Annotated in this window: 15 protein-coding genes and 1 pseudogene; 7 read left to right on the forward strand and 9 right to left on the reverse strand. The window is 71.5% G+C overall.

Translation table 11 applies throughout. The annotated features are described in order from the left end of the window. Positions 1–152: 152 nt before the first annotated feature. Positions 153–734 (forward strand): TetR/AcrR family transcriptional regulator, encoded by a 582-nt coding sequence (locus AB0I67_RS24520; protein WP_357927617.1) that lies wholly within the window; start codon positions 153–155, stop codon positions 732–734. Here AB0I67_RS24520 and AB0I67_RS24525 read toward each other — a convergent pair. Genes AB0I67_RS24525 through AB0I67_RS24535 form a run of 3 tightly spaced genes read right to left on the reverse strand, consistent with a single transcriptional unit; the run spans position 731 to position 4,115 of the window. Continuing rightward, positions 731–1,726 carry an acyl-CoA dehydrogenase family protein gene (locus tag AB0I67_RS24525; protein ID WP_357927619.1) on the reverse strand — a complete coding sequence of 332 codons (996 nt, stop codon included), beginning with the start codon at positions 1,724–1,726 and terminating at the stop codon, positions 731–733. The genes AB0I67_RS24520 and AB0I67_RS24525 overlap by 4 nt on opposite strands. 56 nt (positions 1,727–1,782) lie before the next feature. Further along, the gene (locus AB0I67_RS24530) at positions 1,783–2,922 is read right to left on the reverse strand and encodes an acyl-CoA dehydrogenase family protein (protein ID WP_357927620.1); all 1,140 of its coding nucleotides are present in this window, start codon (positions 2,920–2,922) and stop codon (positions 1,783–1,785) included. Then, entirely contained in the window at positions 2,913–4,115 is a 1,203-nt protein-coding gene (locus AB0I67_RS24535) for an acyl-CoA dehydrogenase family protein (RefSeq protein WP_357927621.1), read from the reverse strand. Before AB0I67_RS24535 ends, AB0I67_RS24530 begins: the two co-directional genes overlap by 10 nt. 112 nt (positions 4,116–4,227) lie before the next feature. Here AB0I67_RS24535 and AB0I67_RS24540 point away from each other — a divergent pair, with 112 nt between their 5' ends. Further along, positions 4,228–4,806 carry a GNAT family protein gene (locus AB0I67_RS24540; protein WP_357927622.1) on the forward strand — a complete coding sequence of 193 codons (579 nt, stop codon included), beginning with the start codon at positions 4,228–4,230 and terminating at the stop codon, positions 4,804–4,806. A gap of 24 nt (positions 4,807–4,830) precedes the next feature. Further along, complete coding sequence (locus AB0I67_RS24545; RefSeq protein WP_357927624.1) at positions 4,831–7,146, forward strand: hypothetical protein; 2,316 nt, start codon at positions 4,831–4,833, stop codon at positions 7,144–7,146. Here the strand turns inward: AB0I67_RS24545 and AB0I67_RS24550 are convergent. Continuing rightward, complete coding sequence (locus tag AB0I67_RS24550) at positions 7,143–7,748, reverse strand: TetR/AcrR family transcriptional regulator (protein ID WP_357927625.1); 606 nt, start codon at positions 7,746–7,748, stop codon at positions 7,143–7,145. The genes AB0I67_RS24545 and AB0I67_RS24550 overlap by 4 nt on opposite strands. A 63-nt stretch (positions 7,749–7,811) precedes the next feature. Here AB0I67_RS24550 and AB0I67_RS24555 point away from each other — a divergent pair, with 63 nt between their 5' ends. After that, positions 7,812–9,026, forward strand: coding sequence for an FAD-dependent monooxygenase (locus AB0I67_RS24555; RefSeq protein ID WP_357927626.1), 1,215 nt, complete (start codon positions 7,812–7,814; stop codon positions 9,024–9,026). A gap of 46 nt (positions 9,027–9,072) precedes the next feature. On the opposite strand, the pseudogene AB0I67_RS24560 reads toward AB0I67_RS24555, so the two are convergent. Together AB0I67_RS24560 and AB0I67_RS24565 are read right to left on the reverse strand one after the other, a co-directional pair. Next, a pseudogene (locus tag AB0I67_RS24560) lies at positions 9,073–9,813 on the reverse strand (DMT family transporter); the annotation flags it as partial. Between the two features lie 70 nt (positions 9,814–9,883). Continuing rightward, complete coding sequence (locus AB0I67_RS24565; RefSeq protein WP_357927629.1) at positions 9,884–10,261, reverse strand: VOC family protein; 378 nt, start codon at positions 10,259–10,261, stop codon at positions 9,884–9,886. A gap of 410 nt (positions 10,262–10,671) precedes the next feature. On the opposite strand from AB0I67_RS24565, the gene AB0I67_RS24570 reads away from it, so the two are divergent. Both AB0I67_RS24570 and secA2 read left to right on the forward strand, forming a co-directional pair. Beyond that, on the forward strand, positions 10,672–11,760 hold the full coding sequence (locus AB0I67_RS24570; protein WP_357927631.1) for a DMT family transporter: 1,089 nt from the start codon (positions 10,672–10,674) through the stop codon (positions 11,758–11,760). A gap of 158 nt (positions 11,761–11,918) precedes the next feature. Next, positions 11,919–14,072, forward strand: coding sequence for an accessory Sec system translocase SecA2 (gene secA2 / locus AB0I67_RS24575; RefSeq protein ID WP_357927633.1), 2,154 nt, complete (start codon positions 11,919–11,921; stop codon positions 14,070–14,072). Positions 14,073–14,435: 363 nt separating this feature from the next. Here secA2 and AB0I67_RS24580 read toward each other — a convergent pair whose 3' ends face one another. Further along, positions 14,436–15,251: an SAM-dependent methyltransferase gene (locus AB0I67_RS24580; protein ID WP_357927635.1), complete on the reverse strand. Its 816-nt coding sequence runs from the start codon at positions 15,249–15,251 to the stop codon at positions 14,436–14,438. An 87-nt stretch (positions 15,252–15,338) separates the two neighbouring features. Further along, complete coding sequence (locus AB0I67_RS24585) at positions 15,339–16,385, reverse strand: acyltransferase (RefSeq protein WP_357927637.1); 1,047 nt, start codon at positions 16,383–16,385, stop codon at positions 15,339–15,341. A gap of 144 nt (positions 16,386–16,529) precedes the next feature. On the opposite strand from AB0I67_RS24585, the gene AB0I67_RS24590 reads away from it, so the two are divergent. Continuing rightward, positions 16,530–16,892 (forward strand): PRC-barrel domain-containing protein, encoded by a 363-nt coding sequence (locus tag AB0I67_RS24590; protein ID WP_357927639.1) that lies wholly within the window; start codon positions 16,530–16,532, stop codon positions 16,890–16,892. 60 nt (positions 16,893–16,952) lie between these two features. On the opposite strand, the gene AB0I67_RS24595 is transcribed toward AB0I67_RS24590, so the two are convergent. Continuing rightward, positions 16,953–17,528: a nucleotidyltransferase gene (locus AB0I67_RS24595; RefSeq protein WP_357927641.1), complete on the reverse strand. Its 576-nt coding sequence runs from the start codon at positions 17,526–17,528 to the stop codon at positions 16,953–16,955. Positions 17,529–17,589 lie beyond the last annotated feature (61 nt).

The raw sequence follows: 17,589 nt of genomic DNA on the forward strand, positions 1-17,589 counted from the left end.
AGTAGGTAATGCATGGATCTGCCACGCCGGAGATCCCTCGCCGAGGGATGGATACCCTAAGTTGGAGCGCGACGTGCGGGAGGTTATGGAAATAACACCAACCCGATCAGATCACGCGCCGATCTACCGACCAGTCGGTATGCTCAGGAGACGTGAAGGAAGAACCGGTACGTCAGAGACTGCTCGGCGAGGCCACCCGCCTGTTCGCCGAGCAAGGGTTCGAGAGCACCTCGGTCCAGGAGATCGTGGTCGCGGCCGGCGTCACCAAGGGCGCCATGTACCACTACTTCGACTCCAAGGACGACCTGCTCCACGAGGTCTACGCCCGCCTGCTGCGGATGCAGACCGGCCGGCTCACCGAGATCGCCGACGGGCCGGGCCCGGTGGCCGAGCGGCTCTACCGCGCCGCGGCCGACGTGGTCGAGACGACCACCCAGAACCTCGACGACTCCAAGATCTTCTTCCGCTCGATGCACCTGCTCGCGCCGCAGACCCAGAAGACGGTCAGGGCCGAGCGGCGGCGCTACCACGAGCGCTTCCGCGCCCTGGTGGCCGAGGGCCAGCGTGAGGGCGTCTTCCGCGCCGACGTGCCGGCCGAGATCGTGGTCGACTTCTTCTTCGGCTCGGTGCACCACCTGGGCACCTGGTACCACGCGGACGGGCCGCTGACCGGTGCCCAGGTGGGCGCCCACTTCGCCGACCTGCTGCTGACCTCGCTGAAGCCGGCCTCCTAGTCCAGCCCCACCAGGCCGGCCAGGGCCTCGCGGTGGTCGCCGGGCGTGCCCAGCGCGATCTCGTCGGCCTTGGCCCGCTTCAGGTACAGGTGCACCGGGTGCTCCCAGGTCATCCCGATCCCGCCGTGGAGCTGGACCGCCTCCTCCGCCACGTGCACGGCCACCGAGGAGTTCCAGGAGGCCGCCGTCGCCGTCGAGATCGGCGACGGCTCGGCGACCGCGTTGCGCGCCGCCGCCCGGGCACGGACCACGTCCAGCCACAGGTCCGCCAGCCGGTGCTTGATCGCCTGGAAGGACCCGACCGGCCGGGCGAACTGGTAGCGCTGCTTGACGTAGGCCAGCGTCGTCTCCAGGCACCACTCGGCGACGCCGAGCTGCTCGGAGGCGAGCAGGGCCGCGCCGAAGCCGAGGATCTCGCCCAGATCGACCTCGCCCAGCCTGGCCACCCGCTCGCCGCCGGAGACCCGCGCCACCGGCCGGGTCAGGTCCAGCGACGGCACGACCTCGACCGTGGCGCCCTCCACGCGGTAGAGCACGCCCTCCTCGACCCTCAGATGCACCTCCGCGGCCTCCGCGCCGGCCACCAGACCCTCGGTGAGGATCTTGTACGGCGAGGCCGCCAGCGGCACCAGGAGCGCCGCGGTGACCTCTCCGGCGGCCAGGCGCTCCAGCTCCTCCCCCGCGCCGGCGTCGAGCAGCGCCTTGGTGGCCAGGACCGAGCTGGTGAAGAAGGGCACGGGCGCGACCGCCCGGCCGAGCTCCTCCATGACCACGCCCGCCTCGCGCGCCGTGGCGCCGGCTCCGCCGTACTCCTCGGGCACCAGCAGGCCGGCCACGCCGATCTCCTGGGCGAGCGTCTTCCACAGGTCCAGGTCGTACGGCTGCGCCGACTCGACGCGGGCGAGCACGGCCGAGGAGGAGGCCCGGTCGGCCAGCAGCGAACGGACCGCCGAACGCAGGTCGTCCTCGTCGGGGCTGTACAGCAGGGTCATCGGGCCTCCTCCGTCGGCCCGTTGACCGGGTCGCTGTGTCGATTGGTTCGCTGCGCTCATCTGGGCAGGTCCTTCCACGGCACGTCCTTGTCCACGCGGGGCTCGCTCGGCAGCCCCAGCACACGCTCGGCGACGATGTTGCGCAGGATCTCCGAGGTGCCGCCCTCGATCGAGTTGCCCTTGGCCCGCAGGTAGCGGTAGCCGGGACCGCGGCCGAAGAAGTCGACCGCGCCGGAGCGGCGGAAGCTCCAGTCGTCGTAGGACAGGTCGCGCAGCAGCTCGACCTCGATCCCGGACAGTTCCTGGTTGAGCTTGGCGAAGGAGAGCTTCATGCCCGAGCCCTCGGGGCCGGGCTGGCCGGCGGCGAGCTGCTCGCGCAGCCGTACCCCGGACAGGCGGGTCACCTCGGCCTCGACCCAGACCTTGAGCAGCCGCTGGCGCAGCTCCTCGGTGCGCAGTTCCGGGCGGTCGCGCCAGGCTTCGAGCACCGGCTGCATCATGCCGCCGCCCCGCCGTACCGGATTGCCGCCGATCGCCACGCGCTCGTTCATCAGGGTGGTCTGCGCCACCCGCCAGCCGTCGCCGATCTCGCCGAGCCGCAGGTCGTCGCCGAGCCGGACGCCGGTGAGGAAGACCTCGTTGAACTCGGCCTCGCCGGTGATCTGGCGCAGCGGGCGGACCTCGACCCCGGGGGCCTGCATGTCGCAGACGAAGTAGGTCAGGCCGCGGTGCTTGGGGACGTCCGGGTCGGTGCGGGCGACGAGGATGGCCCAGCGGGCGTGGTGCGCGCCCGAGGTCCAGACCTTCTGCCCGTCCACGATCCACTCGTCCCCGTCGCGGACCGCGCGGGTGGCGAGGGTGGCCAGGTCGGATCCGGCGCCGGGCTCGGAGAAGAGCTGGCACCAGATCTCCTCGCCGGTGTAGAGCGGGCGCAGGAAGCGGCGCTTCTGCTCCTCGGTGCCGAAGGCGAGGATGGTCGGGGCGGCCATGCCGAGCCCGATGGTCTGCACGCCGAAGTCGGGCTGCGGGTGCCCGCTGAGTGCCGCCTCGATCTCGGGCTGGAGCTCGCGGGACAGCCCGAGCCCGCCCAGGCCGACCGGGAAGTGCACCCAGGCCAGGCCGGCGTCGAAGCGGGCCCTCAGGTACTCGAGCCGGTCGGACGGCGCGTTCTCCAGAAACTTGGTGACTACATCCACTTCTTCAGCTCCCGGTAGGCAAGGGATCGTTTGTGCACCTCGTCGGGCCCGTCGGCCAGGCGCAGGGTCCGGGCGTGCGCCCAGAGGCCGGCCAGCGGGAAGTCCTGGGAGACGCCGCCGGCGCCGTGGACCTGGACCGCCTTGTCCAGGATCCACTCGACGGTCAGCGGCGCGGCGATCTTGATGGACTGGATCTCGGTGTGCGCGCCCCGGTTGCCCACGGTGTCCATGAGCCAGGCGGCCTTGAGCACCAGCAGCCGCAGTTGCTCGACCCGGACCCGCGACTCGGCGATCCAGTCCTGGACCACGCCCTGCTGGGCGATGGGCTTGCCGAAGGCGGTGCGCTCCAGCGCCCGCTTGCACATCATCTCGATGGCCCGCTCGGCCATGCCGATCAGCCGCATGCAGTGGTGGATGCGGCCGGGGCCGAGGCGGGCCTGGGCGATGGCGAAGCCGCCGCCCTCCTCGCCGACGAGGTTGTCGGCCGGGACCCGCACGTCCTCGAAGAGCACCTCGGCGTGGCCGCCGTGGTCGCCGTCGGTGTAGCCGAAGACCGTCATGCCGCGCTTGATCGTCATGCCCGGCGTGTCGCGGGGCACCAGGATCATGCTCTGCTGCCGGTGCGAGGGCGCCTCGGGATCGGTCTTGCCCATGACGATGAAGATCTTGCAGTTGGGGTTCATCGCGCCGGAGATGAACCACTTGCGGCCGTTGATGACGTACTCGTTGCCCTCGCGGACGATGCTCGTAGCGATGTTGGTCGCGTCGGAGGAGGCCACGTCCGGCTCGGTCATCGCGAAGGCGGAGCGGATCTCGCCCTCCAGCAGCGGGCGCAGCCACTCCTTGCGCTGCCACTCGCTGCCGAACATGGAGAGGACCTCCATGTTGCCGGTGTCCGGCGCCGCGCAGTTGGTGGCCGCCGGCGCCAGGCTCGGCGAGCGGCCCATGATCTCGGCGAGCGGCGCGTACTGCAGGTTGGTGAGGCCGGCGCCGTGCTCGCCGGGCAGGAAGAGGTTCCAGAGCCCGCGCTTGCGCGCCTCGTCCTTCAGGTCCTCCAGCAGGGGCGGCGGGCCCCAGCCGGCGGTCGCCGCCTGCTCGTCGAAGGCCGCCTCGGCGGGGTAGACGCACTCGTCCATGAAGCGCAGGAGGCGCCGGCGCAGTTCCTCGGTGACGCTGTCGAAGGCGAAGTCCATGCCGCGACACTACCGACCGGTCGGTATGACTGTCGACCACGGCGACTGGCTTCCCGTTAATCGCCCCAGGTGGCACTCAACCGGGCGCCGGCCGCGCCGCTACCCTCCTGCCATGACACACGCCTTGCCCGCTCCGGTCGTCCTGGAGAACGCGGTGGTCCGCCTGGAACCGCTCACCCTTGACCACGTGCCCGACCTCTTCGAGGCCGGCGGCGCCGACGAGGAGGTGTGGCGCTGGATGCCCTGCCCCACGCCGCGGACCAAGGACGAGCTGGCCGGCCTCGCCCAGTACCTGATCGGCCGGCCCGACCACTACGTGCCCTTCGCCGTCGTGCACGACGGCCACGCGGTCGGCTGGACCACCTTCGGCGACGTGCCCACCTACAGCCACAGTGTCGAGATCGGCTGGACGTGGTACGGCAGGGCGGTGTGGCGCACCGCGGTGAACACCTCGTGCAAGATCCTGCTGATCGACCACCTGTTCGCGCACGAGCACGACTACAACCGCGTGCTGCTCAAGACCGACGTGCTGAACACCCGCTCGCAGGCGGCCATCCGGCGGATCGGCGGCGTGCACGAGGGCACCCTGCGCCGGCATCGGAAGCGTCCCGACGGCACCTGGCGCGACAGCGTACATTTCGGCATTCTCAAGGAGGAGTGGCCGGAGCACCGGGCTCGCCTGAACCGTTAGCCGAAAGGCGGCATCTAACCGCGCATGGATGATCGGCTGGGCGCCTACTGGCTCGGCGCCAGTCTCGGCAATGGCGCCGTGCGCGAAGCCTACGACCAAGCCGGTTCACGCTACGCGCTCATGCTGTTACCCAAGTCCGCCGACCGCTCCTCCTGCCGCCGGGCCCAGACGGTCACCTCGCTGTACGTGGCCAAGCTCGTCGACGCGGACCTGGAGGGCGAGCGGCCGTACGTGGTCAGCGAGTACGTGCCAGGGCCCACGCTGCGCCAGGTCGTCGCCGAGCAGGGGCCCTACGGCTGCGACGAGCTCTACCGGCTGGCCTCCGCGACCGTCACCGCGCTGGCCGCCGTGCACGAGGCGGGCACGGCGCACGGCGCGGTCGACCCCGACCACGTGCTGCTCGGCCCGGAGGGACCGCGGCTGATCGGGCTCGGCGCCGCCGGCGCCGAGGAAGGCCCGCCCGCCGACATCGCCGCCTGGGCCGAGTTGATCGAGTTCGCCGCCGGCGGCGAGCTCGACCGGGCCCTGCGCGAGCTGGTCGGCCAGGCCCGCGACCCCGACCCCGGCCGCCGGCCCGACGCCCGCCGATTACTCCTGTCCCTGCTCGACGCCCCTCAGTCCCAGCAGGGACGGCTCCTGCCCCCCGAACCCGTGGACGACCCGCCGCTCGGCGAGCGCGCCGAGCAGGTCTACCTCGCCCTTCCCAGCGCCGAGCAGGAACTGGTCCCCGAGATCCTGCTGCGGCTGGTCGAGCCCGGCGAGACCCGCTGCTCGGTCCCCCGCGCCGACCTCGGCGAGCGCGCCGAACCCGTGCTCCAGGCGTACGGCGAAGCCGGCCTGCTCACCGTGACCGACACCGTGACGATCACCCACCCCGCCCTGGTGCGAGCCTGGCCCCGGTTGCGGGAATGGCTCGACGGGGAGCGCGAGGGCCTCGCCGTACACCGCGAGCTGGCCCAGGCCGCGCGGCGGTGGGACACCAGCGGGCGGCGCGACGCCGACCTGATCCCGCCCGCGCAGGTCGACAAGATCGTCGCCTGGGCGGCCACCGCCCGCCGGCACGTGACGCTGAGCGACGAGGAGCAGGAGTTCCTCGACGCCGGCACCGCCCGCAGCCGCCGCCGGGCCCGCACCAGACTGGCCGTCGTCGCCGGCGGCCTGGTGCTCGCGCTGCTGGCCGCCGGCCTGGCGCTGTGGCAGACGGGCAGCACCGGCGACCAGCTCGACGAGACCATGGCCCGGCTGGCGGCCAGCAAGGCCGAGGAGCTGCGGGTGGCCGACCCGGTGACCGCGCGGCGGCTCAGCCTGGCCGCCTGGAAACTGGCCCCGGTCGAGCAGGCCGCCGACGCGTTGCGGCGCTCGGCGACCGACCCCGCGCTGTCGGTCTTCACCGACCCGGGCGCCGACGAGCGCTCCATCCACTCCCTCAGCGACGACGGCTCGCACCTGGCCGCGGTCACCAACGGCGTGCTGCGCGTCTACGACGTGCGGACCGGCGAGCAGCTCGTGGCCAAGAACGTGCCCGAGAAGATCCGCGCCCTGGCCTGGGAGCCGGACGGGCGCAAGCTGGCCATGGTCGGCGCGGGCCGCACCTTCCTGTGGGACGCCTGGTCTGGGCAGGCGCTCGGCGAGATCGGCCGAGGGCTCGACTGGCCCGGCGAGCACTCGGCGTGGTTCAGCCCCGGCGGCGGCCTCGTCTTCGCCGCCGACCGGCAGAGCGGCGAACGCTGGGCCTGGGACCTGCGGGCCGGGCGGGTGCGCTTCGACGGGGAGTACGCGCTGGTCTCCCCGCGCGACCAGCTCGCGCTCGTCTTCGACGCCTCGCGGTCGGAGCTGCGCTGGCTGGACGGGCAGAAGAGCCGGCCCGCGCCCTGGCTGGCCGGGTTCGCCCTCGACTACGCCGCCTTCAGCCCCGACGGGCAGCGCATCGCCGTCGCCACCGAGCGCGGCGTGCAGATCTTCGGGCTCGACGGGGCGCCCAGCCGCGAGCTGCCGCTCACCCCGGCGGCCGGGCCGCTGCGCTTCAGCTCCGACGGGCGGTTCCTGGCCGGGACCGCGCACGACCACGTGCGGGTCTGGCGGCTGTCGGACGGGGCGCTCCTGGTCGACCGGCGGCTGCCCAGCGCGGGCGCCCGGCCGGCCCAGGCTCGCTTCACCGGGGAGGGACTGCGGGTGCTCACCGGGCACGGTACGGTGATCAGCCTGTCGCTCACCGCCTCGGGGGCGCCGGAGGCGCTCGACCGGGCCGCGGACACGATCTGCGCCACGGCGGGCGGGCTGTCACCGGCCGACTGGCGGCGGCTCCTCGCGGGGCTTCCACACCGGGAGACCTGCGATTAGCCCTTCTCCTGGCTCGGTGGTGGCGGCTCGGCGGTCTCGGACGCCGGGTCCGGCCTTCTCACGGCCAGGCCGGTGAGCAGTTCGGCCAGGCCGGCGCGCAGGTCCTCGACGCTGGGCTCGGCGCCCGCGCCGACGATGGCGTCGAAGAGCACGCCCTCGCAGTAGGACACCACCTGGCGCGCCTGCCGTACCGGGTCCGGGAAACCGGCGGCGGCCAGCAGCGCGACGGCGGGGTCTCGGAAGCGCGCCCCCGCCCGGTCGTAGATCTCCCGCAGCTCCGGCCGCCTGGTCGCCTCCAGCGCCAGCTCGTAGCGGGCCAGGGTGCGCCGCCGGTCGGCGAGCTGCGCCTGCAGCCCCTTGGCCATAGTCTCCACCAGGTCGCCCGCCGGCAGCACGAACACCTCGGACAGCGCCTCCTCCTCCAGGCTGGTCAGCCGCGCGAGGGTCAGCTCCAGCAGCGCCGCGCGGCTTCGGGCCAGGTTGGACGTCGAGCCGGGCGGCAGGCCGGCCGCCTCGTCCACCGCGCGGTGGGTCAGCCCGCGCATGCCGCGCTCGGCCAGCAGGGTGATCGCGGTCTCGGCGATGAGCTCCGTACGGTTCACACCGCGATACTACAGGTGTAGTCTGCTCACTACAGCTGTAGTTTCCCTGCGGGAGGGGCGGTCATGGGTCGTCGGGCAGTGGTCATCGGAGCGGGCATCGGCGGCCTGACCGCCGGCATCGCGCTGCACCAGCGCGGCTGGGAGGTGCGCGTGCTGGAGCGGGCGCCCAAGCTGGAGCCGATCGGTTCCGGGCTGGCGGTGGCGGCCAACGCGCTCAAGGCGCTCGACACCATCGGGCTGGGCGACGAGGTGCGCAAGCTCGCCTCGATCCAGGGCGAGGCCGGGCTGCGGCGCAGCGACGGCCGCTGGCTGACCCGCACCACGCCGGAGAAGGCGATCGAGCGCTGGGGCGACGGCGTGGTGCTGATGCGCCGGGCGCGGCTGTCGGAACTGCTCGTCGGCGCGTTGCCCACGCACGCGCTGCACCTCGGCGTCGAGACCGGACCGGCCGAGGCCTACGACGCGGAGCTGGTGGTCGTCGCCGACGGCATCCACTCCGCCAACCGGGCCCGCCTGTTCCCCGGCCATCCGGGGCCGGTCTACTCCGGCGCCACCGCGTGGCGGGCGCTCGCCCCCAAGCCCGACCGGCCGCTCAACAGCGCGGAGAGCTGGGGCGAGGGCAAGGTCTTCGGCATCATGCCGCTCGCCGACGACGAGGTGTACATCTACGCCACCGACGCGCTGCCGGCCGGCACGGTCCTGGCCGACGAGAAGGCCGAGCTGCTGCGCCGCTTCGGCCACTGGCACGACCCGATCCGCTCGCTGCTGGAGAGCCTCGACCCGGCGCGGATCATCCGCAGCGACGTCCACTACCTCGCCCAGCCGCTGCCCGCCATGCACCACGGCAAGGTCGCGCTGCTCGGCGACGCCGCGCACGCCATGACGCCCAACCTGGGCCAGGGCGCCTGCCAGGCGATCGAGGACGCGGTCGTGCTCGCCGCCGTCGCGCCCGACCTGGAGGCCTACACGCGGGTACGGCTGCCGCGGACCAGCAAGATCGTCGCGCGGGCGGCGTCGGTGAACCGGGCGGTCATGTGGCGCAACCCGGTGGCCACCGGCCTGCGCAACCTGGCGCTCAGCCTGGGCTCGCGGATCAGTCCAGATCTGCTGTTGCGGTCGCAGGAAGAGGTGCTGGGATGGGCCCCGCCTCCGGCCCCTGCTGCTGGACCGGCGGCTGCTGGATCGGCTGCTGCTGCGTCCCCGCCTGGGTCGCCTTCTGGGCCGGCTGCTGCTTCGGCTGCTGCTTCGAGTGATCGGGGGCCAGCCGGCCGAGCGTGATCGTGCCCGCCACCGTCAGCGCCGCGGCCAGCAGCGCGGGCACCGCCGTGCTCGGGCTGGTCGGCAGCGGCTCGCCGAGCAGGATCGCCCCGGCCATCACGCTGGTGATCGGGTCGACCACCTGCACGCCCGCGTAGGCGATGCCGAAGTAGCCGACCGCGTACGACTTCTGCAGCAACACCGTCGCGCAGACCAGCAGCGTCGGGATGGCCAGGGTGAACCAGTGCAGCAGCGTGCCGAAGTCGCCGTCGAACCCGCCGCCGACCACGCGCACGAACGTCGACACGCTGGCGGTCGCGGCACCGGCCGCCACCGCCAGCAGCAGCGCCTTCGCCGACCCGTGCACCCGCCGGGCCGCGAGCTGCGCCACCACCACGATCACCGCGATCACGCCGATGAACCCCAGCGCGCTCGGCGTGCTCAGGTACGGCTTCACGTTGTGCGGAGGCACGAGCAACATCAGCCACAGCAGGCCGACCGTCACGGCGATCGACCCGAGAACCTCCGCCTTGTACGGCTTGCGCCCGTACATGAACGCGGCCAGCGGCACCGCGAACACCAGCGTCGCGACGCTGATCGGCTGCACCGCCACCAGCGGCGCGAAGCTCAGCGCCACCGCGTGCAGGCAGGCGCCGGTGAAGGAGATGGCGCCGCCGATCCACCAGCGGGGGCGGCGCATCAACGTCAGCGACGCGCCCTCCGCCACCGCTTCGTACTGTTGCAGCGCCGCGCCCAGCGCGTACCCAAGGGCCCCTAGCAGGGCGATCACCAGGCCGACCCAGGTCATGGGCGCCCGCAGAGGTCCGTGAAGAGCATTGATACAGAGTATTAGCCCAGGGCGGCGTTTGAATCGGCCTTTAGGCTGATCTCTCCGGGCAGACGCAGAACAGATGGCCCGCCGGGTCGCGCATGACGACCCAGCCGCCGCCCTCGATCTCCAGGCCCGGCTGGAAGTCCGGCCTGGTCGCGCCCAGTGCCTCGTACTCCTTGACCGCCTTGTCCACATCCGGGACGCGGAAGTCGAGATGGAACTGCTTGTCCGGACCCGGCCACGCGGGGGCCTGGTGCTCGTCCAGGCGGGCGAAGTAGATCGTGGCCGTCTCGTCCCCTACGGCGGCGTAGTCCTCGTGGGTCACCTGGATGGGGAGACCGGTGATCTGGTGGTAGAACTCGGCGAGCTCGCCGGGGTTGGGGCAGTCGATAGTCGTAGCGATGAGCTTGGCTTTCGTCGTCATGCGAGCCATGCTTCCGCGCTTACCTGTCAGGTGGCGTCAGGTATGTCACAGCGTTTCCCTCTTGGAGGGGCGGGGGTCGCACGGAGGGGCGGGGACCTCTCGGAGGTTGGGGGTCTCACGGAGGGGCCGGGGGTCTCGGACGGCGGGGGTCTTACGGAGGGGCGGGTGGGTCCTTCGGGAGGGGCCCCTTCCTCCCGAAGGAGTCCCCTTCGGGTCGGGAGATTTGGGGAGGCGGGGGTCGAGAGGGCGCGGCTAGGGTGGGCGGGTGCCGTATTACGTGATCTCTCCGCCCCCCGCTCGCTAGCGGGCGGCCCCAAGACGCGAAGAATCCGGATCTGACCCGATCCGGGGGTGGCTGCTGCCCGCATTCCAGGGCCCTGTTCAGACACTCCCTTCGGAAGCGATCCATCATGAACTCCCTGAGCGCCCGGCGTGGCGCGTTCTACGTGTGCGTGGCCGCAGCCGCCTGGGGCACCGGCGGTGCGGCGGGCAAGCTGCTGTTCGACGAGGCCGGGCTCGACCCGGTCGGTGTCTCCCTCTGGCGTTACCTCATCGGCGGGGTGCTGTTGCTGGCCACCGCCCGGCTGTTCCACCGTCCCGGGGCGAGGCGTCCCCTCTCCGTCCCGGCGGCGGCGTCCCCGCGTCCTGGCAGCGCCCGGTCCAGGTGGGTGAGCAAGGACATGGTGGTCGTCGGGGTGGGGATGGCCGTCTACCAGACCGCCTACTTCGCCGCGATCGAGGCCACCGGGGTGGCCGTGGCGACGGTGGTGACGATGGGGGCGACCACGCTGTTCGCGGCCCTCGGCGGGCGGGTGTTCCTGGGCGAACGGCTGTCCCGCGCCGGGGTGGCCGCCATGGCCGCGGCGCTCGGCGGGCTGCTCCTCCTGACCACCGGCCTCCCCACCGCAGCCGAAACCGCCGCCCAGGAGGCCACCGCAGGGGCGGCCGGGGTCGGGGGCGCTGGAGACAAAGCGGCCGGACCAGTGGTGGCCAAGGTTGGGGCCGCTGGAAACGGGGCGGCCGGGTCGGTGGTGGCCGGGGTCGGGCCGGCTGGGGATGAGGGGGCCTGGGCGTCGGGGGCGGTGGTGGGGGTGGGGATGGCGTTGCTGTCCGCCGCCGGGTACGCCGCCGTCACCCTGTACGGCAGGCGGCACCACGCCGACCCGGCGCGCACGACGGTCGGCGGGTTCGGGGTGGCGGCGTTGTGCCTGGCGCCGTTCCTGCTCGCCGGGGGGATAATCCCGTCACTCTCCCTCGAGTCCCTCCTGCTCCTCCTCTACCTCGGCGCGATCCCGACCGCCCTGGCCTACGGGCTGTTCTTCCGGGCGCTGAGCGCGGTCAAGGCCACCACCGCCTCGGTGATCTCGCTCGGCGAGGCGGTCGGGGCGGCGGCGCTGGGGGTGGCGTTCCTGGGCGAGCGGCTGACCCCGGCCGGGGTCGCGGGCAGCGTGGTGCTCCTCGCGGCGGTCGTCGCCTTGACCATGCACGAGGCGCGATGAGCTAAGGTCCGGTACGGCGGCGCCTGCCGTACCGGACCCGGCCCGTGGGCCCCCGAAGGAACAGGCCCGGGCGACCACTCGTTGGAGGGACTGTGAGCGGCAAAAGGGCCTCGGCTGAACCATCCGGACGTTCGAAGCTTTCCGCCTTCTTCCGGAACATGCTCGACCGGCCGGGCGGCGTGGGCATCACGTCGTACGAGCGGGTGGTGCACGCGGCCAACAAGCTGAGCAAGCGCCCCGACAAGCCGGACATCTCCGACCTGGCGGGCTTCTGTGCCTTCGCGCGCCACGCCGCCGAGGAGACCCTGGGGCTCAAGCCGTACGACGTGCAGTTGATCGGCACCCTGGCCCTGCTCGACGGGCACATCGCCGAGATGGCCACCGGCGAGGGCAAGACGCTCTCCGGCGCCATGGCCGCCGCGGGCTACGCGCTGCAGGGCAAGCACGTGCACGTCATCTCGGTCAACGACTACCTCGCCAAGCGCGACGCGGAGTGGATGGCGCCGTTCTACGCGGCGATGGGGGTCACGGTCGGCTACATCGACCAGAACTCCACCCACGAGCAGCGCCGCGAGGCCTACGCCAAGGACGTGCTCTACGGGCCGGTCAGCGAGATCGGCTTCGACGTGCTGCGCGACCGCCTGTGCACCGACCCGAAGCAGATCATCGTCCCGGCCCCGCAGGTGGCGCTGGTCGACGAGGCCGACTCCGTGCTGGTCGACGAGGCGCGGGTGCCGCTGGTGCTGGCCGGAGCGGCGGAGCTCGGCACGACCGCGCCCGAACTCGCCGCCCTGGTGCGCACGCTGGTGCGCGGCTACCACTACGAGATCGACGAGCAGGGCCGCAACGTCTACCTGACCGCCAAGGGCGCGGCCACCGTGGAGAACCAGCTCGGCGTCGACCTCTACGACGAGAACGAGCCCGGCACGCTGATCGAGGTCAACCTCGCCCTGCACGCCCACGCGCTGCTCGCCCGCGACGTCGACTACATCGTGCGCGACGGCAAGGTGCAACTGATCAACGCCTCGCGCGGCCGGGTGGCACTGCTCCAGCGCTGGCCGGACGGCCTGCAGGCCGCGGTCGAGGCCAAGGAGGCGCTGGCGCCGACCGAGAAGGGCGAGATCCTCGACCAGATCAGCGTCCAGGGCCTCATCCGGCGCTACCCGCAGATCTGCGGCATGACCGGCACCGCGGTCGCGGTCAGCGAGCAGCTCGGCGAGTTCTACGGGCTCAAGGTCGCGGTCATCCCGTCCAACCGGCCGTGCGTGCGCGAGGACGAGCCCGACCGCATCTACCCCACCGAACCGGACAAGATCGCCGCGCTGGTGGAGGAGATCCAGGCGGTCCACGAGAGCGGCCGGCCGATCCTCATCGGCACCCTCGACGTGGCCGAGTCCGAGCACCTCGCCAAACTGCTCCAGCGGCGCAAGCTGGAGCCGGTCGTGCTCAACGCCAAGAACGACGCCGAAGAGGCCTCGATCATCGCCCGCGCCGGCGAACACGGCGCGATCACCGTCTCCACCCAGATGGCCGGGCGCGGCACCGACATCCGGCTCGGGGACGGCGTGGCCGAACTCGGCGGACTTTACGTGATCGGCTCGGGCCGGCACGCCTCCAGCCGCCTCGACGACCAGCTCCGCGGGCGGGCCGGGCGGCAGGGGGATCCCGGGGGGTCGGTGTTCTTCGTCAGCACGCAGGACGCGCTGATCACCCAGTTCGTGCCCGACGAGCGGCCGCCTTCGGCGGACCCGGACGGGGTGGTACGGCACCGCCGGGGGGCCTACCTGGTGGGGCACGCCCAGCGGGTGGCCGAGGGCGTCAACCTGGAGATCCACCGCAACACCTGGCGGTACACCCGGCTGCTTGAGCATCAGCGGGAGCTGGTGCTGGAGTGGCGGGACAAGGTGCTGCACGGGGACTCGGCCAGCGTGGCGCTGTCGGGGGCGGATCCGGAGCGGTGGGCCGAACTGCCCGAGGAGAGCCGGGACGAGACGGCGCGGCAGATCGTGCTGTTCCACCTTGATCGGTGCTGGACCGAGCATTTGGCGTTTTTGACGGATCTCCGGGAGGGGATCCATCTTCGGGCGCTGGGGCGGATGAGCCCGTTGGACGAGTTCCATCGGGAGGCTGTGGCGGAGTACAAGCAGCTTATGACCGAGATCGAGAAGCGGTCGCTTGAGTCGTTCGAGGTGCCTGATCCTGAGCTGCGGCGGCCTAGTGCTACGTGGACTTACATGATCAACGACAACCCGTTCGGGACCGAGTGGGAACGGATCGCCAAGCGGGTCAGCTCGGCGGCTCGCCGGAACTGAGGCTTCGGGGGCACCGTAACCTGACCGGCCACCGCACAGGATCACCCCCCACCGCACCCTGTGCTCGCCGCATCGGTGGGGCGGGGTGGTCGGTGGGTCGGCCGCCGCACAGGATCACCACCCACCGCACCCCCTGCCCGCCGCATCGGTTGGGGCGGGGTGGTCGGTGGGTTGGCCGCCGCACAGGATCATCACCCGCCGACTCCGTGCTCGCCGCATTGGTTGGGTGGGGTGGTCGGTGGGGGCGGGGGGTCGCTTCCCCGGGCGCCCCCTGTCCACCAATGCCCCCTGTCCACCAATGCGGTGAGGAGCCCGGCGGTGGGGATGATCCTGGGCGGCGGGGGGCCACAGACCCAAAGAAGGTCAAGGTTTGCGGGCCGCGGCGCCGAGGAGGATCTCTTCCCACGGGGCAAGGGAGACCGGGGGTGGGCCGTCGGGCCGCCATTGGGGGAAGGGGACCAGGCCGGGGTCGACCAGGTCCAGCCCACTGAAGAAACGCCCGATGGCGGCACGGGAGCGGAAGTGGCCGGTGCCCATGGTGGCGTGGAGCATCGCCTCCAGCGCCTTGGCCTGCGGGCTGGGCGAGGCGTAGAAGTTGGAGGCGACGAGGTGACTCCCGGAGGCCAAGGGCTGGAGGTACTCGGCCACGAGCTTCCAGGGGTCGGCGTCGTCGGGGAAGAGGTGCAGGAGGCCGACCATGAGCACCCCGACGGGCCGGGAGAAGTCGATCAGCCGGAGAAGGTCGGGGTGGCCCAGCACGGAGTCGACGTCGCGCACGTCGGCGGTGATGACCACGGCCTGGCCGTTCTCCCGCAGGATGGTACGGGAGTGCAGTTCGACCATCGGGTCGATGTCCACGTAGACCACCCGGGCACGGGGGTCGGCCCACTGGGCGACCTCGTGGGTGTTCTCGATGGTCGGCAGCCCCGAGCCGAGGTCGATGAGCTGGGTGATGCCGGCCTCACGGACGAGGTGGTCGGTGGCGCGCCCGATGAAGGCGCGGTTGCACCAGACGAGGTCGACCACTTCGGGCACGGCCTGCTTGAGCCGGTCGGCGACCGCGCGGTCCACGGCGAAGTTCTCGGTGCCGCCCAGCAGCGCGTCGTGGACGCGGGCGACGCTCGGCCGGCCGGCGTCGATGCCGGGCGGGATCCACTCATGGCCGGTTCCGAGCGTCATGTCCGCTCCCGCAGCGTGTAGGGGTGTGCAGCGGATCGTATCCCCCCGGGCCGGGCCCAGGCCATGCTTACCGGCCGGCCGGTACGGTCAGGCCGGAACCGGCTGCTTGCCGAGGGCCCAGCGCTTGAGCCGGGGCGCGAGCGGCTGTTCCACCACGCGGTGCACGCCGTACGCCGCCGCGAGCATCAGCACGATCACCCCGGCCAGCAGGACGTAGGCGTTGACGTAGTCGTCGAGCAGGTTGAACAGGACGAAGCCGATGGAGGCGTGCAGCAGGTAGAGCGGGTAGGTCAGCGCCCCGGCGGTGACCATGCCGGGCCGGCCCAGCGGCTTGGTCACCCGCAGCGCGACCAGCGTCATCACCAGGAAGATGGCCACGACCACCGCGCCGACCGCGACCGCCGAGTAGCTCACGTGGTAGCGCTCCCCCACCGCGTTGGCGTAGCGGACCGCCTGGTAGACCGCGTTGCCCAGGCAGATCGGCACCAGCAGCGCGATCTGCCAGCTCATCCCGAAGCGGTAGAGCAGGAACAGCGCCATGCCGCCGACGAAGTAGTGCGAGAACTCGGACTGCACCATCAGGTCGGCGGCCTGCGGCAGCAGCCCGGCCTGCACCGCGAAGGTCAGCGCCAGCCAGCCCCACATCACGCCGAGCACGCGGGTCTTGGTCATGCCGACCAGGGTCAGCGCCAGGATGATGAAGTAGAAGCGCATCTCCGACCAGAGCGTCCAGTAGACGACGTCCACGTTGGGGATGTCGGCCACCGCCTGGAGCATGGTCAGGTTGGCCAGGAACTGCACCGGCGTGACCTGGTAGAGCCCCTGGCCGAGGGTCAGGATGACGATCGAGGTGACCGCGATCCCGAACCAGTAGGCCGGGTAGAGCCGCACCAGCCGCGAGACGGCGAACTGCCGGGGCGTGCGCCCCCAGGCGCTCATCAGCACGACGAAGCCGCTGATCAGGAAGAACAGGTCCACGCCGAGGTAGCCGTACCGGGTGACCGTGCTCTCGGCGGCGAAGACCACCGCGGTCTCGTTCTTGGACCACCCGGAGAAGGTGTAGTGGTACAGGACCACGCAGAGCGCCGCGAGCAGCCGCAGCGCGTCGACCTCGTAGAGCCTGTCCCTTTCCACGGAAGAAGAGTGGACTGGTCCCCTTGACTGCTGGTTGATGTTCTGTTGGTACGGCACAGCCGTAGAGGCTAAGCCACGTTTACCAATTTGTGTCCGGGTAGCAGGAAATTTCCCGAGAAAGTCGGACGAAAGGAGCACTCCCTCATGGAGCTCTGGGACTATCGCCCTGACGTCTACGATCGCGGCAAGAGCCTCGACCTGGTCGGTTACCACGTGCAGGCCACCGACGGGAAGATCGGATCCATCGACGAAGCCACGTACGAGGTCGGCGAGAGCTACGTCATCGTCGACACCGGCCCGTGGATCTTCGGCAAGAAGGTCCTGCTTCCCGGCTCGGTGATCACGCAGATCGACCCGCAGGAGCGCAACGTCTACGTCTCCCGCACCAAGGCGGAGATCAAGGACGCGCCCGAGTTCGACGAGGCGACGTTCAAGGAGCCTGAGTACCGTACCCGGGTCGGCGAGTACTACCGCCGCTTCCCGCAGGGTCCGGGCACCGCGTTCTGACCTGATCGGACCACAAGGGCCGCACCCCAGCAGGGGTGCGGCCCTTGCCGTGCCCGCGGTCTACGGCCAGTCCTCCTCGGCCTCCGGGCGCACCGGGTGGTCGATCACCCCCAGCCGCTCCAGCAGCGTCAGGAAGGTGAAGGCGTACGGCGAGCGCATCGTCACAGCCCCCACCCGGTCCCAGTTCACCTGCTCCCGCAGCGCGCGGACCTGCGGCAACAGGCTTCCGTAGTCGCAGGCGTGCTCGGACATCGGCATCAGCCACGAGATCACCAGGTCGGTCGCCTCCAGCACCGGCATGATCACCGCCGAGGCCTTGAGCGGTTCGGCCCGCGCCAGCAACTCCTCGGTGACCGGGTTGTCGGAGACCCGGTAGATCAGGTCCACGAGCCGGTCCTCGTCGAACGCCTTCACCAGCCAGTCCTCGGGCGGCTTGTGCGTGCGGAAGCCCAGATCGCGCAGCGCCTCCAGCGCGATCGGCGCGTCCTTCTCCATCAGCACGAAATCCACGTCGTGCAAGGAGGGGGCCGCGCCCCTGGCGTACGCCGCGCAGCCGCCCGCCAGGGCGAACTTGACGCCGGCGTCCTTCAATCCCGAACTGGCGCGCTTGAGCGTCTCAAGAATCGCATCCGTCACCTCATGACTGTGGCTCCCCATGTACGGCAGCTACCCCCACGATCCACGAGTAGACCTGCAC

Origin of the sequence: Nonomuraea sp. NPDC050310 (assembly GCF_040655795.1) — a bacterium.
Taxonomy (GTDB): domain Bacteria; phylum Actinomycetota; class Actinomycetes; order Streptosporangiales; family Streptosporangiaceae; genus Nonomuraea.

Excerpts from the sequence above, each read along its gene's own strand:
- AB0I67_RS24565 (WP_357927629.1), bottom strand. The coding sequence starts at position 10,261 with ATGACGACGAAAGCCAAGCTCATCGCTACGACTATCGACTGCCCCAAC.
- AB0I67_RS24580 (WP_357927635.1), bottom strand. The coding sequence starts at position 15,251 with ATGACGCTCGGAACCGGCCATGAGTGGATCCCGCCCGGCATCGACGCC.
- AB0I67_RS24590 (WP_357927639.1), top strand. The coding sequence starts at position 16,530 with ATGGAGCTCTGGGACTATCGCCCTGACGTCTACGATCGCGGCAAGAGC.
- secA2 (WP_357927633.1), top strand. The coding sequence starts at position 11,919 with ATGCTCGACCGGCCGGGCGGCGTGGGCATCACGTCGTACGAGCGGGTG.
- AB0I67_RS24535 (WP_357927621.1), bottom strand. The coding sequence starts at position 4,115 with ATGGACTTCGCCTTCGACAGCGTCACCGAGGAACTGCGCCGGCGCCTC.
- AB0I67_RS24570 (WP_357927631.1), top strand. The coding sequence starts at position 10,672 with ATGAACTCCCTGAGCGCCCGGCGTGGCGCGTTCTACGTGTGCGTGGCC.
- AB0I67_RS24555 (WP_357927626.1), top strand. The coding sequence starts at position 7,812 with ATGGGTCGTCGGGCAGTGGTCATCGGAGCGGGCATCGGCGGCCTGACC.
- AB0I67_RS24545 (WP_357927624.1), top strand. The coding sequence starts at position 4,831 with ATGGATGATCGGCTGGGCGCCTACTGGCTCGGCGCCAGTCTCGGCAAT.
- AB0I67_RS24540 (WP_357927622.1), top strand. The coding sequence starts at position 4,228 with ATGACACACGCCTTGCCCGCTCCGGTCGTCCTGGAGAACGCGGTGGTC.
- AB0I67_RS24525 (WP_357927619.1), bottom strand. The coding sequence starts at position 1,726 with ATGACCCTGCTGTACAGCCCCGACGAGGACGACCTGCGTTCGGCGGTC.